This is a genomic window from Mesorhizobium sp. M2A.F.Ca.ET.067.02.1.1 (genome assembly GCF_004023285.1).
Taxonomy (GTDB): Bacteria; Pseudomonadota; Alphaproteobacteria; order Rhizobiales; family Rhizobiaceae; genus Mesorhizobium.
In genome coordinates this window covers 1-16,556 of record NZ_RZSB01000051.1, presented here as the reverse complement: position 1 = coordinate 16,556, position 16,556 = coordinate 1, and the positions used below count along the sequence as shown (strand labels likewise).

At 63.7% G+C, this 16,556-nt stretch carries 14 protein-coding genes and 1 tRNA gene; 9 read left to right on the top strand and 6 right to left on the bottom strand.

Annotation, left to right across the window (positions count from 1 at the left end; genetic code table 11):
• From EOA28_RS07210 to EOA28_RS07200, 3 genes are all read right to left on the bottom strand, one after another.
• Positions 1 to 415: AAA family ATPase (locus tag EOA28_RS07210; protein WP_128314752.1), on the bottom strand; the 415-nt coding region annotated here is incomplete at its 3' end.
• Positions 416 to 515: 100 nt separating this feature from the next.
• Entirely contained in the window at positions 516 to 890 is a 375-nt protein-coding gene (locus tag EOA28_RS07205) for a hypothetical protein (RefSeq protein WP_126062891.1), read from the bottom strand.
• Between the two features lie 94 nt (positions 891 to 984).
• The gene (locus tag EOA28_RS07200) at positions 985 to 1,908 is read right to left on the bottom strand and encodes a methyltransferase domain-containing protein (protein WP_127249675.1); all 924 of its coding nucleotides are present in this window, start codon (positions 1,906 to 1,908) and stop codon (positions 985 to 987) included.
• A gap of 108 nt (positions 1,909 to 2,016) precedes the next feature.
• Here EOA28_RS07200 and EOA28_RS07195 point away from each other — a divergent pair, with 108 nt between their 5' ends.
• Both EOA28_RS07195 and EOA28_RS07185 read left to right on the top strand, forming a co-directional pair.
• Positions 2,017 to 3,027 carry a ligase-associated DNA damage response exonuclease gene (locus tag EOA28_RS07195; RefSeq protein WP_128314751.1) on the top strand — a complete coding sequence of 337 codons (1,011 nt, stop codon included), beginning with the start codon at positions 2,017 to 2,019 and terminating at the stop codon, positions 3,025 to 3,027.
• Between the two features lie 232 nt (positions 3,028 to 3,259).
• Positions 3,260 to 4,861 (top strand): cisplatin damage response ATP-dependent DNA ligase, encoded by a 1,602-nt coding sequence (locus EOA28_RS07185; protein WP_127249677.1) that lies wholly within the window; start codon positions 3,260 to 3,262, stop codon positions 4,859 to 4,861.
• Between the two features lie 169 nt (positions 4,862 to 5,030).
• Here the strand turns inward: EOA28_RS07185 and EOA28_RS07180 are convergent, their stop codons facing one another.
• Positions 5,031 to 6,227 (bottom strand): hypothetical protein, encoded by a 1,197-nt coding sequence (locus tag EOA28_RS07180; RefSeq protein WP_127249678.1) that lies wholly within the window; start codon positions 6,225 to 6,227, stop codon positions 5,031 to 5,033.
• Positions 6,228 to 6,559: 332 nt separating this feature from the next.
• On the opposite strand from EOA28_RS07180, the gene EOA28_RS07175 reads away from it, so the two are divergent.
• The 6 genes from EOA28_RS07175 to fabG all read left to right on the top strand — a co-directional run bounded on the left by EOA28_RS07175 (position 6,560) and on the right by fabG (position 12,896).
• Positions 6,560 to 6,635, top strand: a tRNA-Thr gene (locus EOA28_RS07175).
• A gap of 378 nt (positions 6,636 to 7,013) precedes the next feature.
• Positions 7,014 to 9,281: a propanediol/glycerol family dehydratase large subunit gene (locus tag EOA28_RS07170; RefSeq protein WP_127249679.1), complete on the top strand. Its 2,268-nt coding sequence runs from the start codon at positions 7,014 to 7,016 to the stop codon at positions 9,279 to 9,281.
• Complete coding sequence (locus EOA28_RS07165) at positions 9,281 to 9,700, top strand: diol dehydratase small subunit (protein ID WP_095819267.1); 420 nt, start codon at positions 9,281 to 9,283, stop codon at positions 9,698 to 9,700. The genes EOA28_RS07170 and EOA28_RS07165 overlap by 1 nt, the downstream gene beginning before the upstream one ends.
• A gap of 27 nt (positions 9,701 to 9,727) precedes the next feature.
• Positions 9,728 to 10,426 (top strand): cysteine hydrolase family protein, encoded by a 699-nt coding sequence (locus EOA28_RS07160; protein WP_126079462.1) that lies wholly within the window; start codon positions 9,728 to 9,730, stop codon positions 10,424 to 10,426.
• Positions 10,427 to 10,525: 99 nt separating this feature from the next.
• Complete coding sequence (locus EOA28_RS07155) at positions 10,526 to 12,052, top strand: APC family permease (RefSeq protein ID WP_126079463.1); 1,527 nt, start codon at positions 10,526 to 10,528, stop codon at positions 12,050 to 12,052.
• Between the two features lie 79 nt (positions 12,053 to 12,131).
• Positions 12,132 to 12,896: a 3-oxoacyl-ACP reductase FabG gene (gene fabG, locus EOA28_RS07150; RefSeq protein WP_128314750.1), complete on the top strand. Its 765-nt coding sequence runs from the start codon at positions 12,132 to 12,134 to the stop codon at positions 12,894 to 12,896.
• A 108-nt stretch (positions 12,897 to 13,004) separates the two neighbouring features.
• Here the strand turns inward: fabG and EOA28_RS07145 are convergent, their stop codons facing one another.
• Entirely contained in the window at positions 13,005 to 14,015 is a 1,011-nt protein-coding gene (locus EOA28_RS07145; RefSeq protein ID WP_127385968.1) for a phosphotransferase enzyme family protein, read from the bottom strand.
• A gap of 116 nt (positions 14,016 to 14,131) precedes the next feature.
• The gene (locus tag EOA28_RS07140; protein WP_127249682.1) at positions 14,132 to 15,415 is read right to left on the bottom strand and encodes an aspartate aminotransferase family protein; all 1,284 of its coding nucleotides are present in this window, start codon (positions 15,413 to 15,415) and stop codon (positions 14,132 to 14,134) included.
• Positions 15,416 to 15,517: 102 nt separating this feature from the next.
• On the opposite strand from EOA28_RS07140, the gene EOA28_RS07135 reads away from it, so the two are divergent.
• On the top strand, positions 15,518 to 16,279 hold the full coding sequence (locus EOA28_RS07135; protein ID WP_127249683.1) for an SDR family oxidoreductase: 762 nt from the start codon (positions 15,518 to 15,520) through the stop codon (positions 16,277 to 16,279).
• The last annotated feature ends 277 nt before the right edge of the window (positions 16,280 to 16,556 follow it).

Below are 16,556 nucleotides of genomic sequence, written 5' to 3'. Positions count from 1 at the left end.
GCATCGCGCTGTATAGCTTGCGATTTCGCGGCGTGAATACGGCGATATGGTGGATCATGTCCCATTTGACGCTGTCGCGCCCGCCTTCCAGGGCGCCGTGCCTGCCGGTCTCGAACAGGGATCGCCGGAAATAACGCAGCAAGCTGATGGGTGTGGATACGTCCAGCAGGATCAAGCCGGTCGCGCGCCGGAAACGCTGGGGCATGCAAACCGAGTAGTTGCCATCCATCACCCAGCGCTGCCCAGCTATCGCGGCATCGTGCAGAGCAATGAATTCGTCCTTTGAACGCGGCTCCCAGTCTGTATTGGGCAGATGATGAAGCACGTCCAGATGAACTGCCTCCAGACCGCGCTTGCGCGCGATTGCGTTGGCAAGGGTGGACTTGCCGCTGTTGGACGGTCCCAGGATGCAGATGCGTTCGCCGAGGTGAGAGGTTCATCGGTGGTCTTTCAAGCGCGATCAAACGCTCGTCGATGCAGCAGAGCGCCCAAACGGAATACGGAATATCGGACGCTCAGGAAGGCTGCGAGCCGGGCAGTCCGAACGTCTCCTTCTTCTTCGGCTTGCCGCAGTCGCGGCGCTCGATCGAGCGGTTCATGGCGTCGATCTCGCCGCTCGCCTTGTTGCTGGCGCGCTGCGCCTTGGAGCGCATGTCCGGCGTGAACGGCCCGAAGCCCATCGCCGGATTGGAGAAGCTCGGCTTGGCCGTGATCGGCAGACTGTTCTGCTGCGCCAGCTGGTTGCGCTGCGCCAGCAATTGATCGCAAGGCACATCGTCATATTGCAATGAGGATTGGACGTCCTCGTCCTGGCGCTCGGCCATCGACGTGCCGCCGACACAGCCGGCGACGGTCAGGCAGGACGCCAACACAACCATGGTCCAGCGCATGGATTTCTCCTCGTGATGTCTGCCCCGCGCCACCCCGACCATGCCATTCAGGCTTTTTCGCAGCAAGGCCGGGCTCATGAGAGTGCCGGATTGCTCACCCGGCAGATGCAGCGGCAAAGCCGGCCACAATGGCCAGGCCCTCGACGGGATCATGCCGATCGTGCCGGATAACCACGCTTTCCAGAGACAGGACTGCAAGCCCGTTGGCCGAGAGCACGCGCCGCGCATAGGCCTCGGAATGGGCGTAGCGCCGCGACGGCCGCAGAGCGAAATCATCGCTGCCGGCAAGCGTCTCGAGCGAAAAGGCGATCAGGCCGTCCTCGGCAAGCGTGCCGACCACCGCGCCGACGATGCGTTCGAGCGCGCCCAGATAGATGAACACGTCGGCCGCGACCACGAGGTCGGCCCCCGCGCCGGAGTGGGAAAAATGCTGAAGGTCGGCCTTGGCCAGCAGGTCGTAGATGCCCTTGGCCTTTGCTTTGCTGAGCATGGCGGCCGAGATGTCGTAGCCCTCCAGCCGGTCGACGAACGGGCGCAGCCTTTCGCCCATCAGGCCGGTGCCGCAGCCGAGGTCGATGGCCAGCCGGAACCGGCCGGGCCTTGCCTTGCGGATGGCCTGGCCGAGGAAGTCCGGCAGCCGATAGCCCAACTTCCCGACAAGCGACTCCTCGAAACTGTCGGCGTAGTGATCGAACAAGGTCTCGACAAAGGCGCTGGGAGGCGCAGGCGACGCGGGCGCCTTGCCGATCAGTTGAAGCTTGAGCGCGGCGCCAAGGCGGTCCGCGGGGTCCAGCTTCAGCACCATGACCCAGGCCTGCGCGGCCTGATCGAGGCGGTCAGCCGCCTCCTGCATTTCGCCGAGGCGAAACCAGCCGGCGGCCCATCGCGGCGCCAGTTCCAGCGCGCCGAGCAGGAGCTCCGCCGCCTGCGCGGGCTCGCCCGAGGCGAGCAGCATCTCGGCGAAATCGGCGCGACGGTCGGCAGTCAAATCGCCCGAGGAGGCCTGGAGCGGTTTCATTCGTGAGGAATCCCACCGTGGATGCGGAGCCGGCGGCTGGCTTTAAGATGAGTCAGCAGTCTCTTGCAACGGGCTTCCCGCGCTGAATTTAGCCACTATCTTGGAGCCATGCGCGCCAGCGACCTGCTCAAACCCCGGCCGGAGGGCCTCTACTGCCCGCCCGGCGATTTCTTCATCGATCCGGTGCGGCCCGTCGAGCGGGCGCTGATCACGCATGGCCATTCGGACCATGCGCGCTCCGGCCACCGCTCGGTGCTCGCCACGCAAGCGACGCTCGACATCATGGGACTGCGCTATGGCGAGGATTTCGCCGGAACGACGCAGGCGGCAGTGCATGGCGAAACACTCGACATGAACGGCGTCGCCGTCACCTTCCACCCGGCCGGGCATGTCCTGGGCTCCGCGCAGATCTGCGTCGAGCACCGGGGCATGCGCATCGTCGCTTCCGGCGACTACAAGCGGCAAAAGGACGCCACCTGCCTGCCGTTCGAGCCGATCCGGTGCGATGTCTTCATCACCGAGGCGACCTTCGGCCTGCCGGTGTTCCGGCATCCGCCGGACCATGAGGAGATCGCGCGCGTGCTGAAATCGGCGGCGCAGTTTCCCGAACGCTCGCACCTGATCGGCGCCTATGCGCTCGGCAAGGCGCAGCGTGTGATGCGGCTGTTGCGCGACGCCGGCTACGACAAGCCGATCTATATCCACGGCGCGCTGGCCAAGCTCAGCGAATATTATCAGAGCCAGGGGATCGATCTCGGCCGGCTCGAGCCGGCGACGGTTGAAAGCGGCGCCAAGGCCGATTTCGCCGGCGCGATCGTCGTCGGCCCGCCCTCGGCCTTCGCCGATCGCTGGGCGCGGCGTTTTCCGGACCCGATCTCCTGCTTCGCCTCGGGCTGGATGCGCATACGCCAGCGGGCAAAGCAGGGCGGCGTCGAGCTGCCGCTGATCATTTCCGACCACGCCGACTGGGACGAGTTGATCATCACCATCAAGGAAACGGGTGCTGCGGAAATCTGGGTCACGCATGGCCGCGAGGAAGCGCTGGTGCGCTGGTGCGAGCTGGAGGGCATCGCGGTAAGGCCGTTGCATCTGGTGGGCTATGAGGACGAGGGCGATTGATGGAACAGTGTTCGCCAATCGTCACCGCCGCGCTCTACGGCCCCCCTCTCTGTCCTGCCGGACATCTCCCCCTCAAGGGGGGAGATTGGCAGTTTCGGCGCCGGCGCATCTCCCGCGACAGTGGAGATTGGCGAAAGCCGTGGCGACATCTGATCTCCCCCCTTGAGGGGGAGATGGCCGGCAGGCCAGAGAGGGGGGCCTCGCGCCGGCTTTTGCCCCTGGCGTGGCGCGCATGAACCGCTTCGCCGAGCTCCTCGACCGTCTCGTGCTGACGCCGTCGCGCAACGGCAAGCTGACGCTGCTCAGAGACTATTTCCACAGCGTCGAGGACCCCGATCGCGGCCTGGCGCTGGCGGCGATCACGGGCGATCTCAACATCGCGGCGGTGAAGCCGGCGATGCTGCGCGCGCTGGTGGTGGAGCGCATGGATCCGGTGCTGTTCGGCTATTCCTACGACTATGTCGGCGACCTCGCCGAGACCGTGTCGCTGGTCTGGCCGCAACCGCAAGGGCACATCGCCAACCATGTGCCGACGCTTGCCGAGGTGGTCGGCAGACTGCAGGCGGCAAGCCGCTCCGAGGGGCCCAAGGTGCTGGCGCGGCTGCTCGACGACGCCAATATCTCGGCACGCTTCGCCATCATCAAGCTGGTTACCGGGGGCCTGCGCATCGGTGTGTCGGCGCGGCTCGCCAAACAGGCTCTGGCCGATCTTGGCAAAGTCGATGTCAGCGAGATCGAGGAGCTCTGGCACGGGCTGACGCCGCCTTACACCGAGCTGTTCGCCTGGCTGGAAGGCCGGGCGGAAAAGCCGAGGAGCACGGCACTTGCGCTGTTCCGGCCGGTGATGCTCTCCAACGCCGTCGACGACGGCGACCTCGAAAAGCTCGACCACGGCGCTTATGCGGCGGAGTGGAAGTGGGACGGCATCCGTGTGCAGGCGGTCTGCGAGGGCGGCGTGCGCCGGCTCTATTCGCGCACCGGCGATGATGTCTCCGGCGCGTTCCCGGATCTTGCCGCGGCGATGAATTTCGAAGCGGCGCTCGACGGCGAGCTTTTGGTCGGCGACCCTCGCGAGGCGACTGGAACCTTCTCCGACCTGCAGCAGCGGCTGAACCGCAAGAGCGTGTCGCCAAAGATCCAGCAGCGCTATCCGGCCTTCATGCGCTGCTACGACGCGCTGCAGATCGACGGCGAGGATTTGCGCTCGCTGCCCTTCGCGGAGCGCCGCAGGCACCTCGAGGCCTTCATCAAGACGCTCGATCCCAGCCGCTTCGATCTGTCGCCGTTGGTCGAGTTCCCCGATTGGGAGACGCTGGAGCGGCTGCGCCAGACGCCGCCGCATCCGATCATCGAAGGGGTGATGCTGAAGCGCTGGGATTCGCCCTACCTTGCCGGCCGGCCGAAAGGCCCGTGGTTCAAGTGGAAGCGCGACCCGCACACCATCGACGCGGTGCTGATGTATGCGCAGCGCGGCCACGGCAAGCGTTCCAGCTTCTATTCAGACTACACGTTCGGTGTGTGGTCCGGCCCCGAGGGCTCGGAAGAGCTGGTGCCGGTCGGCAAGGCCTATTTCGGCTTCACCGACGAGGAGCTGAGAGAGATCGACAAATATGTGCGCGACAACACGATCGAGCGTTTCGGCCCGGTGCGCTCGGTGCGCGCCGACCGTCGCAACGGCCTCGTGCTGGAGGTGGCGTTCGAAGGCCTCAACCGCTCGACCCGGCATAAATCGGGTGTCGCGATGCGCTTTCCCCGCATCTCACGGCTGCGCTGGGACAAGCCGGCGGCGGAAGCCGACCGCATCGAGACGCTGCAAGCGTTGTTGGATGGCTAAGGGCCAAAAATCCGACCTCGGCGCTGTCACGCCGCCCGCGCCTGCGGCGCGACCTCCCCATCGAGGGGAGCTAGGGGTTGGCGCGACCTTCTACCTCCCCTTGATGGGGAGGTCGCGCCGAAGGCGCGGGTGGGGTGCTGCGCCTGCGTCGATAACTACACAGACGCGATCACTGCGCGATCGAAACGCGTATCTCGTAGATATCGACCGATTTGCCCTTCTGGTCGATGTCGGAGTTGACGGCGATGGTGCCGGCGGCGCCCGGATGCTTGTCCGGGAACTGCACGTCGAACAGATATTCGTTGCGTTCGTGGCCGACGGCGTAGCGCTTGCGGCCGCAATCGCCGAGATCGCCGAAATTGCAGTCGACCGATATCTGCGTCTCCTTGCCCTCTTCCGAGCGGGCGACGATGTCGAACATGGCGTGCTTGCCGACAAGCTTCTCCAGCACGCCCTGGCCGACATCGAAGGCAATGGCCGAACCGGAAGCGCCGGAGCGGATGCGCAGGAACTGGCCGGTGTCGTCCTTCATCACGTCGGCGCCTGCGTCGGACGGCGTGCTCACATGGGTCGGGTCGGCGGGCGAGAAGACGTTGATCCAGTTCTTCGACTGGTCCGCCTCGCCCGGCTTCTGCGGCGAGCCGGTGTCGCCCGGCTGCGACGAGTCCTCGCTGTCAAGGGTCGGCGTCGGTTCCGGCGGGCCGGTGTCGAGCTCGGCCGCCGTCTTGAAGACACCGGTCTGCTTGGCGAAGTAGAGACCGATGCCGGCGGCGGCGAGCAATGTCGCGACAACGAAGATCGCGGTCAGCGGCAGCCGCCGGCCCCTGATCCGCCGCTCGTCGCGGTCGGGCGCAACCTGGGCGCCGTTGCCGACGGGAGCGCCCGGCGAATCATCGAGCGACGGCGCGTCGGGAAGTGCTGTCTCGTCCGGCATGATGTCGGGCACGCGCGGCAGCACGCGCGAACGCGGCTGGTCCGAAGCATCTGGCTGCACCGGCCCGTCGACGGTGATCGAGGGTGAGCGTGCTGATTGCGACGGCGGCAGCGGCGCGTCGACCGAAGGCGCGGCCGAAACGGCAGGCGCCTCGACGCGGGGCGCCGGCGCGCCATTGCTGGCCGGCACCACATTTTCCGGCGGCAACGTCACATCGGGGACGGCCGGCAGGAACTCTGATTCGATCTCGGTGATCTTGGCCTGCACCGCCTTGCGGCGGCCGATGGCGGCCTCGACCGTGATGTTCGGGTTGGCCTGCAGGACGCGGTCCAGCGCGGCAAAGGCCGATCGATAGACCTTCTCTCGGAACGCCCGGTCCTCGGCATTGCCTTTCTCGAAGGCATTGCGGATAGCTTTCTCGATGGGGTCCAAGCGAGCTCCCTCTGCGCGTTCGCTCACAGTTCCCTGATCGTTAGCCGCAGGCGGCCAATCGATCAACGGGCGAGCGGCTGCTTGCCGGCGTATCCAACGCCATTTCGGGGTTTTTTGCTGGAGAATCAACATTTTTCGTCACGAACACGCCGGGCGATGCGGCCGTGGGGCAGCCGGCTTGGACGCCACCGCGCGCTGCGGCCGCTGCCGTTGCGCAGTAACCGTAGATGGGAATTGCCGGCAAAGAGGCCGGAATTCGCCGCTGCCCATCTTGAATTGGCGAGCGGTTGAGTCTATCACGCAGCCCATTCTGGAAGCCTGACGCTTCCCGGGCCGCTTTAGCTCAGTTGGTAGAGCACATCATTCGTAATGATGGGGTCGCGTGTTCGAGTCACGCAAGCGGCACCAAAAATTCAAGCACTTAGCCGATCGCCTCGCTCGATTTGTCCGAGTGGCGGCGGAAATTCTCTTCCAGCATCTGCAGCGACGGCGCCTCCCAAAATGAACCAAAAAGGGCCCTGAAGAGCGGGCAAGTCACTCAAAATCGGGCAAGTCATTCAAGTTGAACAACGGCCGCGCATGTTGTCTGCGAGCACTGACATCTTGACCAGGTCGTAGGCAGCTCTCGAAATCCCGTCGGTTACTCATTTCCGTAAGCGCCGCGCCTATCTCCAAGGTTCCGGTGGTGATGGCAGCCAGGGCAGGCCCTTCGGCGAGATTCGATGCAGGCCATTGTGTGACGATCGGGCATTCAATAGTCTTTCCGTTGGGTCGAGGAATGCACGCATGACGCCGAAACTGAACCGCTGGAAGCGCTTCGCTGACTGGGACGAGCGGCCGTTGCGGCTGGACAAGTTCGCGGCGGAAGACCCTGCCAACGGCTTCTCCGCCTTCTCCAGCCCGGCCGATCCCAAACCCGGCATCGGCATCAAGGGCGGGCGCGTCGTGTCCCTTGATGGAGTGCTCGAGCACGACTACGACATGATCGACCGCTTCATAGCCCGCCATCACATCGACCCGGAGGTGGCGTCTGAAGCGATGGCGCTGGACTCGGCGACCGTCGCACGCTGGCTGGTCGACATGAACGTTCCGCGCGAAAAGCTCGTGCGGCTCGCCCACGGCATGACGCCTGCAAAACTCGCCGAGGTCGTGTCGCAGCTCAACGCGCTGGAGATCGCCTTCGCCTATTCGAAGATGCGAGCACGCAAGACGCCAGGCAACCAGGCGCATGTCACCAACGCCAAGGACGACCCGCTCCAGCTCGCCGCGGACGCCGCAACCGCCGTCGCCTTCGGCTTCGACGAGATCGAGACTACGATGCGCGTGTCGCGCAACGCCTGGTCCAACGCGGTGGCGTGTGCGGTGGGCGGCGCCGTCGGCCGCTGGGGAACGCTGTTCCAATGCTCCAGCGAGGAGGCGGAGGAACTGCGCATCGCCATGGCCGGCTTCACGTCCTATGCCGAAACCGTTTCCGTCTATGGCACTGAAAAGTCGTTCACCGATGGCGACGACACGCCGTGGTCCAAGGCATTTCTCGCCGCTGCCTATGCCTCGCGCGGCGTCAAGATGCGCTGTACGTCGGGTGCCGGCTCCGAATTGCTCATGGGCTTCCATGAAGCAAAATCGCTGCTTTACTTGGAGGCGCGCTGCCTCTGCCTGCAGCGCGGCATGGGCGTGCAGGGCACACAAAATGGCGGCATTGACGGCGCGCCCTTGACCGCCACCATACCTGGCGGCGTCCGCGAGTTGATGGCTGAGAACCTCATCGCCGTCTGGCTCGATCTCGAATGCGCATCAGGCAATGATGCGCGCTCCACCGAATCGGAAATTCGTGTCGGCGCCAAGATCCTTCCCTACCTGATTGCCGGCTCAGACCTGATCTGCTCCGGGATGGGATCGATCCTGAAATACGACAATTCGTTCAACCCTTCGCTGATCAACGGTGAGGAACTGGAAGACTATCTGGTGCTGCAGCGCGATTTCGAGGCCGATGGCGGGTTGACGCCGCTGCCTGAGTCGCGCGCGATCGAGTTGCGCGAGCGGGCGGTGGCGGCGATCGCCGCGGTGTTCGAGGAGCTCGGCCTGTCGAGACCGACCGAGGACATGAAAACCAGCGTGGTTTATGCCTCCGGTTCCGACGACACGCGCAGCCTGATGCCGCGCGACGTGAGCTTCATCAGCGAGGCCATCAAGGAGCGCGGCATCACCGTGATCGACGCGGTCAAGGCGCTGGCCAACCGCGGTTTCCGAGAAGAGGCCGAGAACCTCCTGAACGTGGTGAAGCTGCGCCTTTCCGGCGACTATCTCCAGACCTCGGCCATGATCCGCAATGGGCGGATCGTCAGCGCGGTCAACGACCCGAACGACTATCTCGGCCCCGGCTCCGGCTATCGGGTGTCCGAGGAACGGCGCCTGCAGCTCAACGACATCCGCGATGTGCTGGATCAGAAAGAAGTGCTGCGCTCGGAGGCCCTGCACGAGAAGGACGAGGCAAGGCACGTCCGCTATCGCAACCTTGGGCCGGCAGCCAACGGGTCGGCGACCGACGATTTGGTCATCGGCATCAGCCCGGCCTTCGGCTTGAAGCTCTACCGGACGACGGCCGGACATCGGCTGTCCGAAGTGCTTGGCGCCATGCTGGATGCGATCCGCGCGCGCGGGCTTAAGGCGCGCGTCGTCCGCTTCCGCCATACGGCTGATACTTCCTTCCTTGGCCTGTCCGCCGCCCGGCTTGCCGGCAGCGGCATCGGCATCGGCATCCAGGCCAAGGGCACGGCCGTCATCCATCAGCGTGACCGACAGCCGCACAACAATCTGGAACTGTTTTCCAATGCCCCGATCACCAGGCTCGAGCACTATCGCGCTCTCGGTGCCAATGCGGCGGCCTATGCGCTAGGCGAAATGCCGGAGCCCATCGTGGTGCCGCAGCGAGGCGAGGCCATGGGGTCGCGCTATCATGCGCGCGTCGCCCTCATCTACGCCATCGAAACCGGGCTGACCGAGGCCGGCGCGGCTCCCGAAGAGGTCGACGTCGTCCTGACGGGAGCGCAATAGTGACCCTTACGCGTGCCGACTATCCGCTCGCCGAAACCCAGCCTGGCGCCGTCACCGGCAAGCACGGCAAGGCGCTTCCGGAGATAACGCTGGATGCGGTGCTTGCCGGCGAGGTGACGATGGAAGACCTCCGCATCACGCCGCAAGCGCTGCAGGCGCAGGCCGACGTGGCGCGCGATGTCGGCCGGCCGACCCTCGCCCTCAACTTCGAGCGCGGGGCAGAGCTGGTCGAGGTGCCGCAGGATTTCATCATGCAGGTCTACGAACTGCTGCGCCCAGGCCGCGCCAAGTCCAAGGAAGAATTGCTCGAGGCCGCCGCCACGATGCGCGAGACCTACCAGGCCGAACGCATCGCCCGTTTCATCGAGGAAGCCGCCGAGACCTACGCGGCGCGCGGCCTTTTCACGTTCCGCTTTTGAAGGACCGCCCGCTTCTGAAAGGACCGCATGAGCTGGAAAACCGGATTCCGTTCGCTCTACTACCTCGGCGCACCCGAGCCGGATGATCCGGTGCTGGTGCCGGCACAGACCGCCATCCTGATCATCGACGTTCAAAACACCTACCTGGAACGGCCGGATCGCGCGTCGCTTTCACCGCAGGAACAGCAGCGCTACGATCTGTGGACGCCGTTCCACGAGCGCATGCACGGCGCGGTCATACCGAACACGGCAAGATTGCTGGAGTTGGCACGGGCAAATGGCATCGAATGCCTTTTCGCCCGCATCGCCTGCCATACCAAGGACGGGCGCGACCGCTCGCTCTCCCAAAAAATGCCGGGCTGGAACAATTTGCTGCTGCCAAAGAACGACGCGGCATCGCAGCTCGTAGCCGAGCTTCAGCCGGCAGGCGACGAAATCGTGGTGACCAAGACCACCGATTCCGCGCTGACCGGGACAAATCTGCGCCTCATCCTGCACAATCTTGGCATCAGGAACGTCATCTGTTGCGGCATCTTCACGGACCAGTGCGTGTCTTCGACGGTGCGCAGCCTGGCCGACGAAAGCTATGCCGTCATCGTGCTCGAGGATTGCTGCGCGGCGGCGACCGACGAGCTTCATCGCAAGGAGCTCGAAATCATCAACATGATCTATTGCCACGTCATGTCGAGCGCCGAGCTTTGCAAAATCATGGCCTTGGCAAAGTGATGCCGCGTCCGTAGTGTCAATACAGCACTCGCAGGCCGGGACACATCGGCCGCCACGTGCGGGGAACTGCATACAGCTGTCACGAATGGAGAGGGCTTCATGGCCACGGAAACTGCAAGCGGGACGATCGACGTCTCGAAGAGTAACAGCATCAACCTTTTGCACTCGAAAGCCGTGGGGCTTGCGGGGGTGCTCTTTCTGGCCGTCACCGGCGCGGCGCCAATGTCGGCGATGCTGGGCAATGTGCCGTTCGCGGCAGGCTACGGCATCGGCAAATACACGCCGGCCGCCTTCCTGATGGCGACGATCGTGCTGACCATCTTCTCGGTCGGCTATGCGGCGATGGCATCGCGGGTATCGTCCGTCGGTGGGTTCTACTCATTCATCAGCCAAGGGCTCGGCCGCGAGGTCGGCATGTCGGCCGGCATTGGCTCGCTCGCCTGCTACTCGCTGTTCGAGGCCTCGCTCACTGGTTTGTTTGCATTTTTCGGCAATCTTTGGATTTCCCAGCACTTCGGCATCAACGTGCCGTGGATCGTGCTCGCGCTCGCTATGATCGTGGTCATCGCGGCACTCGCCTATCGCGACGTGAAGGTGTCGGCACGGCTGCTCGGGATCGCCCTCATTCTTGAAGTGATCATGCTGGTGATCTTCTCGCTGGGCGTGCTTTTCGCTCATGGCGGGACGAATTTTTCCGGCGATTCGCTCAATGTGTTCAAGGTGTTCACGCCTGTCGCCGAGCAGAAGGTCGGCGAAGTGGCCATACCCGCCGGCGAGGCCGCCGTCGGTATCTTCATGGCGTTCTGGTCGTGGGTCGGATTCGAGATGGCGCCGAACTACGCCGAGGAATCGCGCGATCCAAAGCGCATCATTCCGCAGTCGCTGCTGATCTCAGTCATTGGCCTCGGCCTGTTTTACACCTTCGTCAGCTGGTGCGCGGTGGCGGCCTATCCCACCGAGGCCGACATGGTGGCCAAGGCCTTCTCCGACGGCGTGAACTTCTTCCTGACACCCATTCAGACTTTTGTCGGCGGCTGGGGCTATCAGCTGATGTCGCTGCTCATCCTCACCAGTTCCTTCGCCTGCGGCATGGCCTTTCACAACACCGCTTCCCGTTATTTGTACTCGCTGGCACGCGAGGGCGTCCTGCCACAGGCGATCGCGGAGACGCATGATCACCACAAGAGCCCTCACAAGGCCTCGGCCCTGCAGTCGGTTTTGGCGGCGATATGGGTCCTGCTCTACGGTCTGGCCTACGGCTTCGACGATCCGTCGGGACAGGCCTGGCTGGGCGTCTACACGCTGTTTGCGGTGCTCGGCACCGGACTGCTGCTGGTGCTGCAGGCCGTCGTCTCGCTGGCGATCTACATGTGGTTCAAGAAGAACGGCGGCGGCAGCCTGCTGGCGACGGTCATCGCGCCGTTGATCTCGCTCGTGGTCCAGCTGGTCCTGGTCTACACGCTGGTGGCCAATCTCGCGACGCTCGGCGGCACCAATGGCTTCGCCAGGAGCATCCCCTATGTCGGGCTTGCGATCCTTATCGTCGGCCTGATCTGGGGTTTCGTGCTGAAGTCCACCAACCCCAAGGCGTACGCCAACATCGGTCACATGGTGAACGAAGGCTAAAGCGCTACCGCCCAGAAATCCTTGCGACAACGGGGACGGGGTATCACTCTGTCCCCGTCTCATTTTGGAGCTTCAGATCATGACCCAGTCTTTGAAGGGCCGGTCCGTCGTTGTTACCGGCGGATCGAAAGGCATCGGCAAGGGCATATCGCGGGTGTTCGTGCTGTCTGGCGCCAAGGTCGCCATCATCGCGCGCCATCTCGACCAGGCCGAAGCCGCTGCCGCCGAGATCGGCCACGGCGCCTTTGGCGTGGTTGGCGATGTCACCTCGCTCGCCAGCATCGAGAGCGCTTTTGGGACAGTGGCCGGGAGAAACGGGGGCATCGACGTGTTGTGCGCCAATGCCGGAATTTTCCCGCAGGCCCGGCTCGAGGACATGACATCCGAACAATGGGACGAAGTTGTCGACACCAACCTCAAGGGTACCTTCCACGCGGTCAAGGCAGTCGTTCCCTACCTCAAGAGATCCGACCAGGGCCGCATCGTGCTGACGTCGTCGATCACCGGCCCGGTCACCGGCTTCCCCGGTTGGTCGCACTACGGCGCCACCAAGGCGGGGCAGCTCGGTTTCATGCGCACGGCCTGCATCGAACTGGCCAAATACGGCATCACCGTCAACGCCGTCATGCCGGGCAACATCATCACCGAGGGCCTAGTCGGCCTGGGCGAGGATTACCAGAAGACGATGGCCGCCTCTGTCCCGCTCAAGCGGCTTGGAACCGTGGAGGAAATCGGCTACGCCGCACTCTACTTTGCGTCGAAGGAAGCCGGCTACGTGACCGGGCAGACGATCATCGTCGATGGCGGCCAGATCCTTCCGGAGAGCCTGGAGGCACTGGCATAGAGCGGTTCGTGACGAACCGCTCTATCTCTTTGCCTGACGCAATTCCCCAGGGAAAGCGCTACGCGCTTTTCTCGGGAAAACCGTTTCACGCCTTTCCTACGATTGCTGTCAGGAAAACTTGCTCAGATAGGCCTCGCACAGCCCGACGGTTCCCTCGGTGTATGGGAAGCCCATCGACTTGGCGAGGTCCGTTTCAGCGTGCGAGCCGATCCAGGCAACCAGCAACAGGCGGCGCAGCATCACGAAGGTCGGGATTTCGTCCTCGTCTGCCCTCGGCAGGTCAAGCACGCGGCGATAGCCGGTCGTCCACGACTGGATGAGATCGGTTGCCTGCGGCTCATGCTCGTAGAAAGAGATGGGTGTAGCGGCGTCGTACATAAACCAGCCGAAGCCGCAGTCGTCGAAGTCGATGACCTTGACCGTCTTGCCGTCGATCAAAAGGTTGGCGAGCCGCAGGTCGCAATGGATGAGGCCAAAGCGGTCATGGCCCTTGCCGAAGGCGGCGAGCCTGCGGCAGATCAGCTCCGCACTGCGGCCAAAGAGTTTGGCTTTCGCGGCGTCGACGCCCATGCCGTCACGCCAGCGCCCCCAATGGGGGTTTTCCTCGCCGAGACTTGTCTCGAAATCCCACACGTGGCGAGTGAACCAGGATGGGCGCTTCCATTGCCGGGCGTGGATGTGCATGCGAGCCGTCACCTCGCCAAGCACCTCGAAAGGTTCGGCGAGCGCTTCGCCTATGCCCGGCTCCGAACCGGTCTCCCATTGCGACAGCACGACATTGCGGGGTTGCGCCAGCCTGGCATGGCCGGCACGCTGGATCTGCTCGCCATCCTTGCCCGCCACCGGCACGGGGGTGGGCACGATCCCGGTCTGGCGCAAATCGGTCAGCCAGGCCAGTTCGGACTGGATGGCCGTCCTTGAATGGTAGCCGTCGCGATGAATGCGGAGCGCCCAGCGCCGGCCGTCGGGAGCCGCAACCTTATAGGTTGCGTTCTCCGACAGGTTGATCATCGTGACGGAGACGTCCGCCGGCAGATCGTAGTTGGCGATGGCCGCCTCTGCCGTCTCCTGCAGGATGCCGAGTTGCTGGTCATGGGTGAGCGCTTCGAAATCCGTCACTGTCCGTCCTGCCCTATCTTTGCGCCCTTGTCCCCTGCCGGAACCCTGCGAGCCCAGCAAGTCCAACCGCCAGCCCGCGCTGGACGCCTGGCAGTTTCAACCAGGTTTGGACCATGTCAATTCGCCTTGCCTGCCTGATGCAGCAGCTCCCGGGCGCGCGGCATTGCCGCATCGAAACGATTCATGATGTCCTGGCAGGTTTCGCGATCCAGAAGCACGCCGGGCTTCCACTGCAGCACCCGCTTGTCGAGCGACGAGAAGATCGCCCAGACGCCCTGCTCGTAGAGTGCGCGTGACACGAAGACGGCGCCCTCCGGGTGGTTGCTGAATTCCAGGCCGAGGATCACGCCTTTCTGGCGCACGCCGGTGAAGATGTCGCCGTGCCGAGCCAGCATCTCGCCCATGGCCTGTGCCATGAACTCGGTCACGGTGCCAACATTGGCAACCAGATCAGGCCGCTGCAGCATCTCGATGACCTTGTGGGCGACGACACAGCCGAGCTCGGCCCCGCCCGTGGTCGAGATGTGGGCCGCCCCATCCTCGTTGAGCCAGCCGCCGGCCTTGTCGTTCACCAATGCCGCGCTGATCGGATAGAGCCCGCCGGACAGGCCCTTCGCCGTCACCATGATGTCCGGCTGGACGCCATAGGCCTGCCAGCCCCACATGCTGCCGGTCCGCATCAGGCCGGTCTGGACCTCGTCGGCGATGTACATCGCGCCATGCTTTTCGCACAGGGCCTTGCAGGCGCTGAGATAGCCGTCCTTCGGCATCGGGAAGCCGTAAGTGGCGGGGATCGTCTCCATGATCAGCGCCGCGACGTCTTCGCCCTCGAGCGCCTGTTCCATGGCGTCGATATCGTTGAAGGGGACCTGGATGAACATCTCCGGCTGGTCGGAAAGAAAGATCTTGGTGAAGCGATCGTCGCCGGTCGCCACCGCGAGCCCCGAATGCCCGTGATACCCCTTGATGATCGACACGATCTTGCGCCGTTTAGTGGCATAGCGGGCACTCTTGATGGCGATGTCCACCGCCTCCGCGCCGCCCGGGGCGAAGACCGCATATTTCATTCCCGGCGAGACATCGACGAGGGATTCGGCCAGCGCAGTGCGCGCCACGGAGGGGAACCAGTGATTGCCGATGTCGAAATAATCGAGCGCGCTCTTCAGCGTCTCGACCAGCTCCGGATTGCGGTGACCGAGATTGTAGGTGCCGCCGTTCAGGTGCAGGTCGATCAGGCGGCGCCCCGACATGTCGTAGAGGAAGTAACCCTCCCGCCTGCCGATAACCAGATCGATCCCGGCCTTCTGCCAGAACCTGGTCTTGTCGGGATTCCAGAAACGGATTGCCTTGTCGAAAAAATCCTGCTTCGACTCGAACTTGAAGGGGCCGAAGTCGTACATGCCTATTTTTTCCCCAGAGGTTGATCGGCGCGCATCCAAGCTGGCGAGGCTCGTTCGCCGGATGATGCAGGATTACGGGTCAGGGAGAAAGGGGGCTGAAAGATGATCCTGAAGGACAGGACCGCGATCGTCACCGGGGCAGGATCGGGCATCGGCAGGGCGGCAGCGCTGATCATCGCGCGCGAGGGTGCGGTGGTCGGCGTGGCGGACCGCAGCGCTGACAGCGCGAACGCGACCGTCGACCAGATTGTTACTGCTGGTGGCCGAGCGAAAGCGCTTGTGTTCGACCTGGCCGACGATCAGGCGCTTGAAGCCTGTTTCCGCAATTTCATCGACACACAAGGCAGGATCGACATCCTGCACAATCATGCCGGCGTACAGGTAGAGGGTGACGTGCTCGGTGTGAGCGTCAAAGGCTTCGACACGTCCTGGACGCTCAATGTGCGGGCTCACTTCCTGGGTGCCCGCATCGTCATGCCATTCATGAAGAAGGCAGGCCGCGGCGTCATCCTCAACACGTCGTCGAGCTCCGGCGTGCTCTACGACCGCGAGATGATCGCTTATACGACGACCAAGCACGCGGTGATCGCGATGACCAGGCAGATGGCCGGCGACTATGGCCGCTTCGGCATTCGCGTCAACGCGCTTTGCCCGGGTTGGGTGGACACGCCCTTCAATGCTCCTTTCATCGCCCAGATGGGAGGCCGGGAAGCCATCGAAGCCTACATCCGCGAAAAAGTGCCGCTTGGTCGTTGGGCAAGCGTCGAGGAAATCGCGGAGGCGGTGCTGTTTCTTGTGTCCGACCGGTCCTCGTACATGACGGGCCAGATTCTGGTTATCGATGGAGGAGAGACGGTGATCTAGGCATGGGCTTCAGGAGGTTATGCGGACCGGACCGAGGAGACTGGAGTTACCGGGCTTCAGCACGCGTCGGAGGGTCCGAATGGACATCCAAGAGAATGCCCCGTCCCGCTACGTCTCACAGGTGACATCAACCTACTGAGAAATTAACCAACGGGCCCAAAATCATTCGATCTAAAAGTCATCAATTTATCGAGCAGCGCTCGCTTGATTCCCGAGGCATAAGCGCAAGGCATTGGTATGCAATAGTTGGTGGGCCCGGAGGGCGTATTAAGTACAT

What these genes read in the sequence shown, in the direction of transcription:
- EOA28_RS07205 (WP_126062891.1), bottom strand. Translation starts at nt 890, where the DNA reads ATGCGCTGGACCATGGTTGTGTTGGCGTCCTGCCTGACCGTCGCCGGC.
- EOA28_RS07200 (WP_127249675.1), bottom strand. Translation starts at nt 1,908, where the DNA reads ATGAAACCGCTCCAGGCCTCCTCGGGCGATTTGACTGCCGACCGTCGC.
- EOA28_RS07195 (WP_128314751.1), top strand. Translation starts at nt 2,017, where the DNA reads ATGCGCGCCAGCGACCTGCTCAAACCCCGGCCGGAGGGCCTCTACTGC.
- EOA28_RS07185 (WP_127249677.1), top strand. Translation starts at nt 3,260, where the DNA reads ATGAACCGCTTCGCCGAGCTCCTCGACCGTCTCGTGCTGACGCCGTCG.
- EOA28_RS07170 (WP_127249679.1), top strand. Translation starts at nt 7,014, where the DNA reads ATGACGCCGAAACTGAACCGCTGGAAGCGCTTCGCTGACTGGGACGAG.
- EOA28_RS07160 (WP_126079462.1), top strand. Translation starts at nt 9,728, where the DNA reads ATGAGCTGGAAAACCGGATTCCGTTCGCTCTACTACCTCGGCGCACCC.
- EOA28_RS07155 (WP_126079463.1), top strand. Translation starts at nt 10,526, where the DNA reads ATGGCCACGGAAACTGCAAGCGGGACGATCGACGTCTCGAAGAGTAAC.
- fabG (WP_128314750.1), top strand. Translation starts at nt 12,132, where the DNA reads ATGACCCAGTCTTTGAAGGGCCGGTCCGTCGTTGTTACCGGCGGATCG.
- EOA28_RS07140 (WP_127249682.1), bottom strand. Translation starts at nt 15,415, where the DNA reads ATGTACGACTTCGGCCCCTTCAAGTTCGAGTCGAAGCAGGATTTTTTC.
- EOA28_RS07135 (WP_127249683.1), top strand. Translation starts at nt 15,518, where the DNA reads ATGATCCTGAAGGACAGGACCGCGATCGTCACCGGGGCAGGATCGGGC.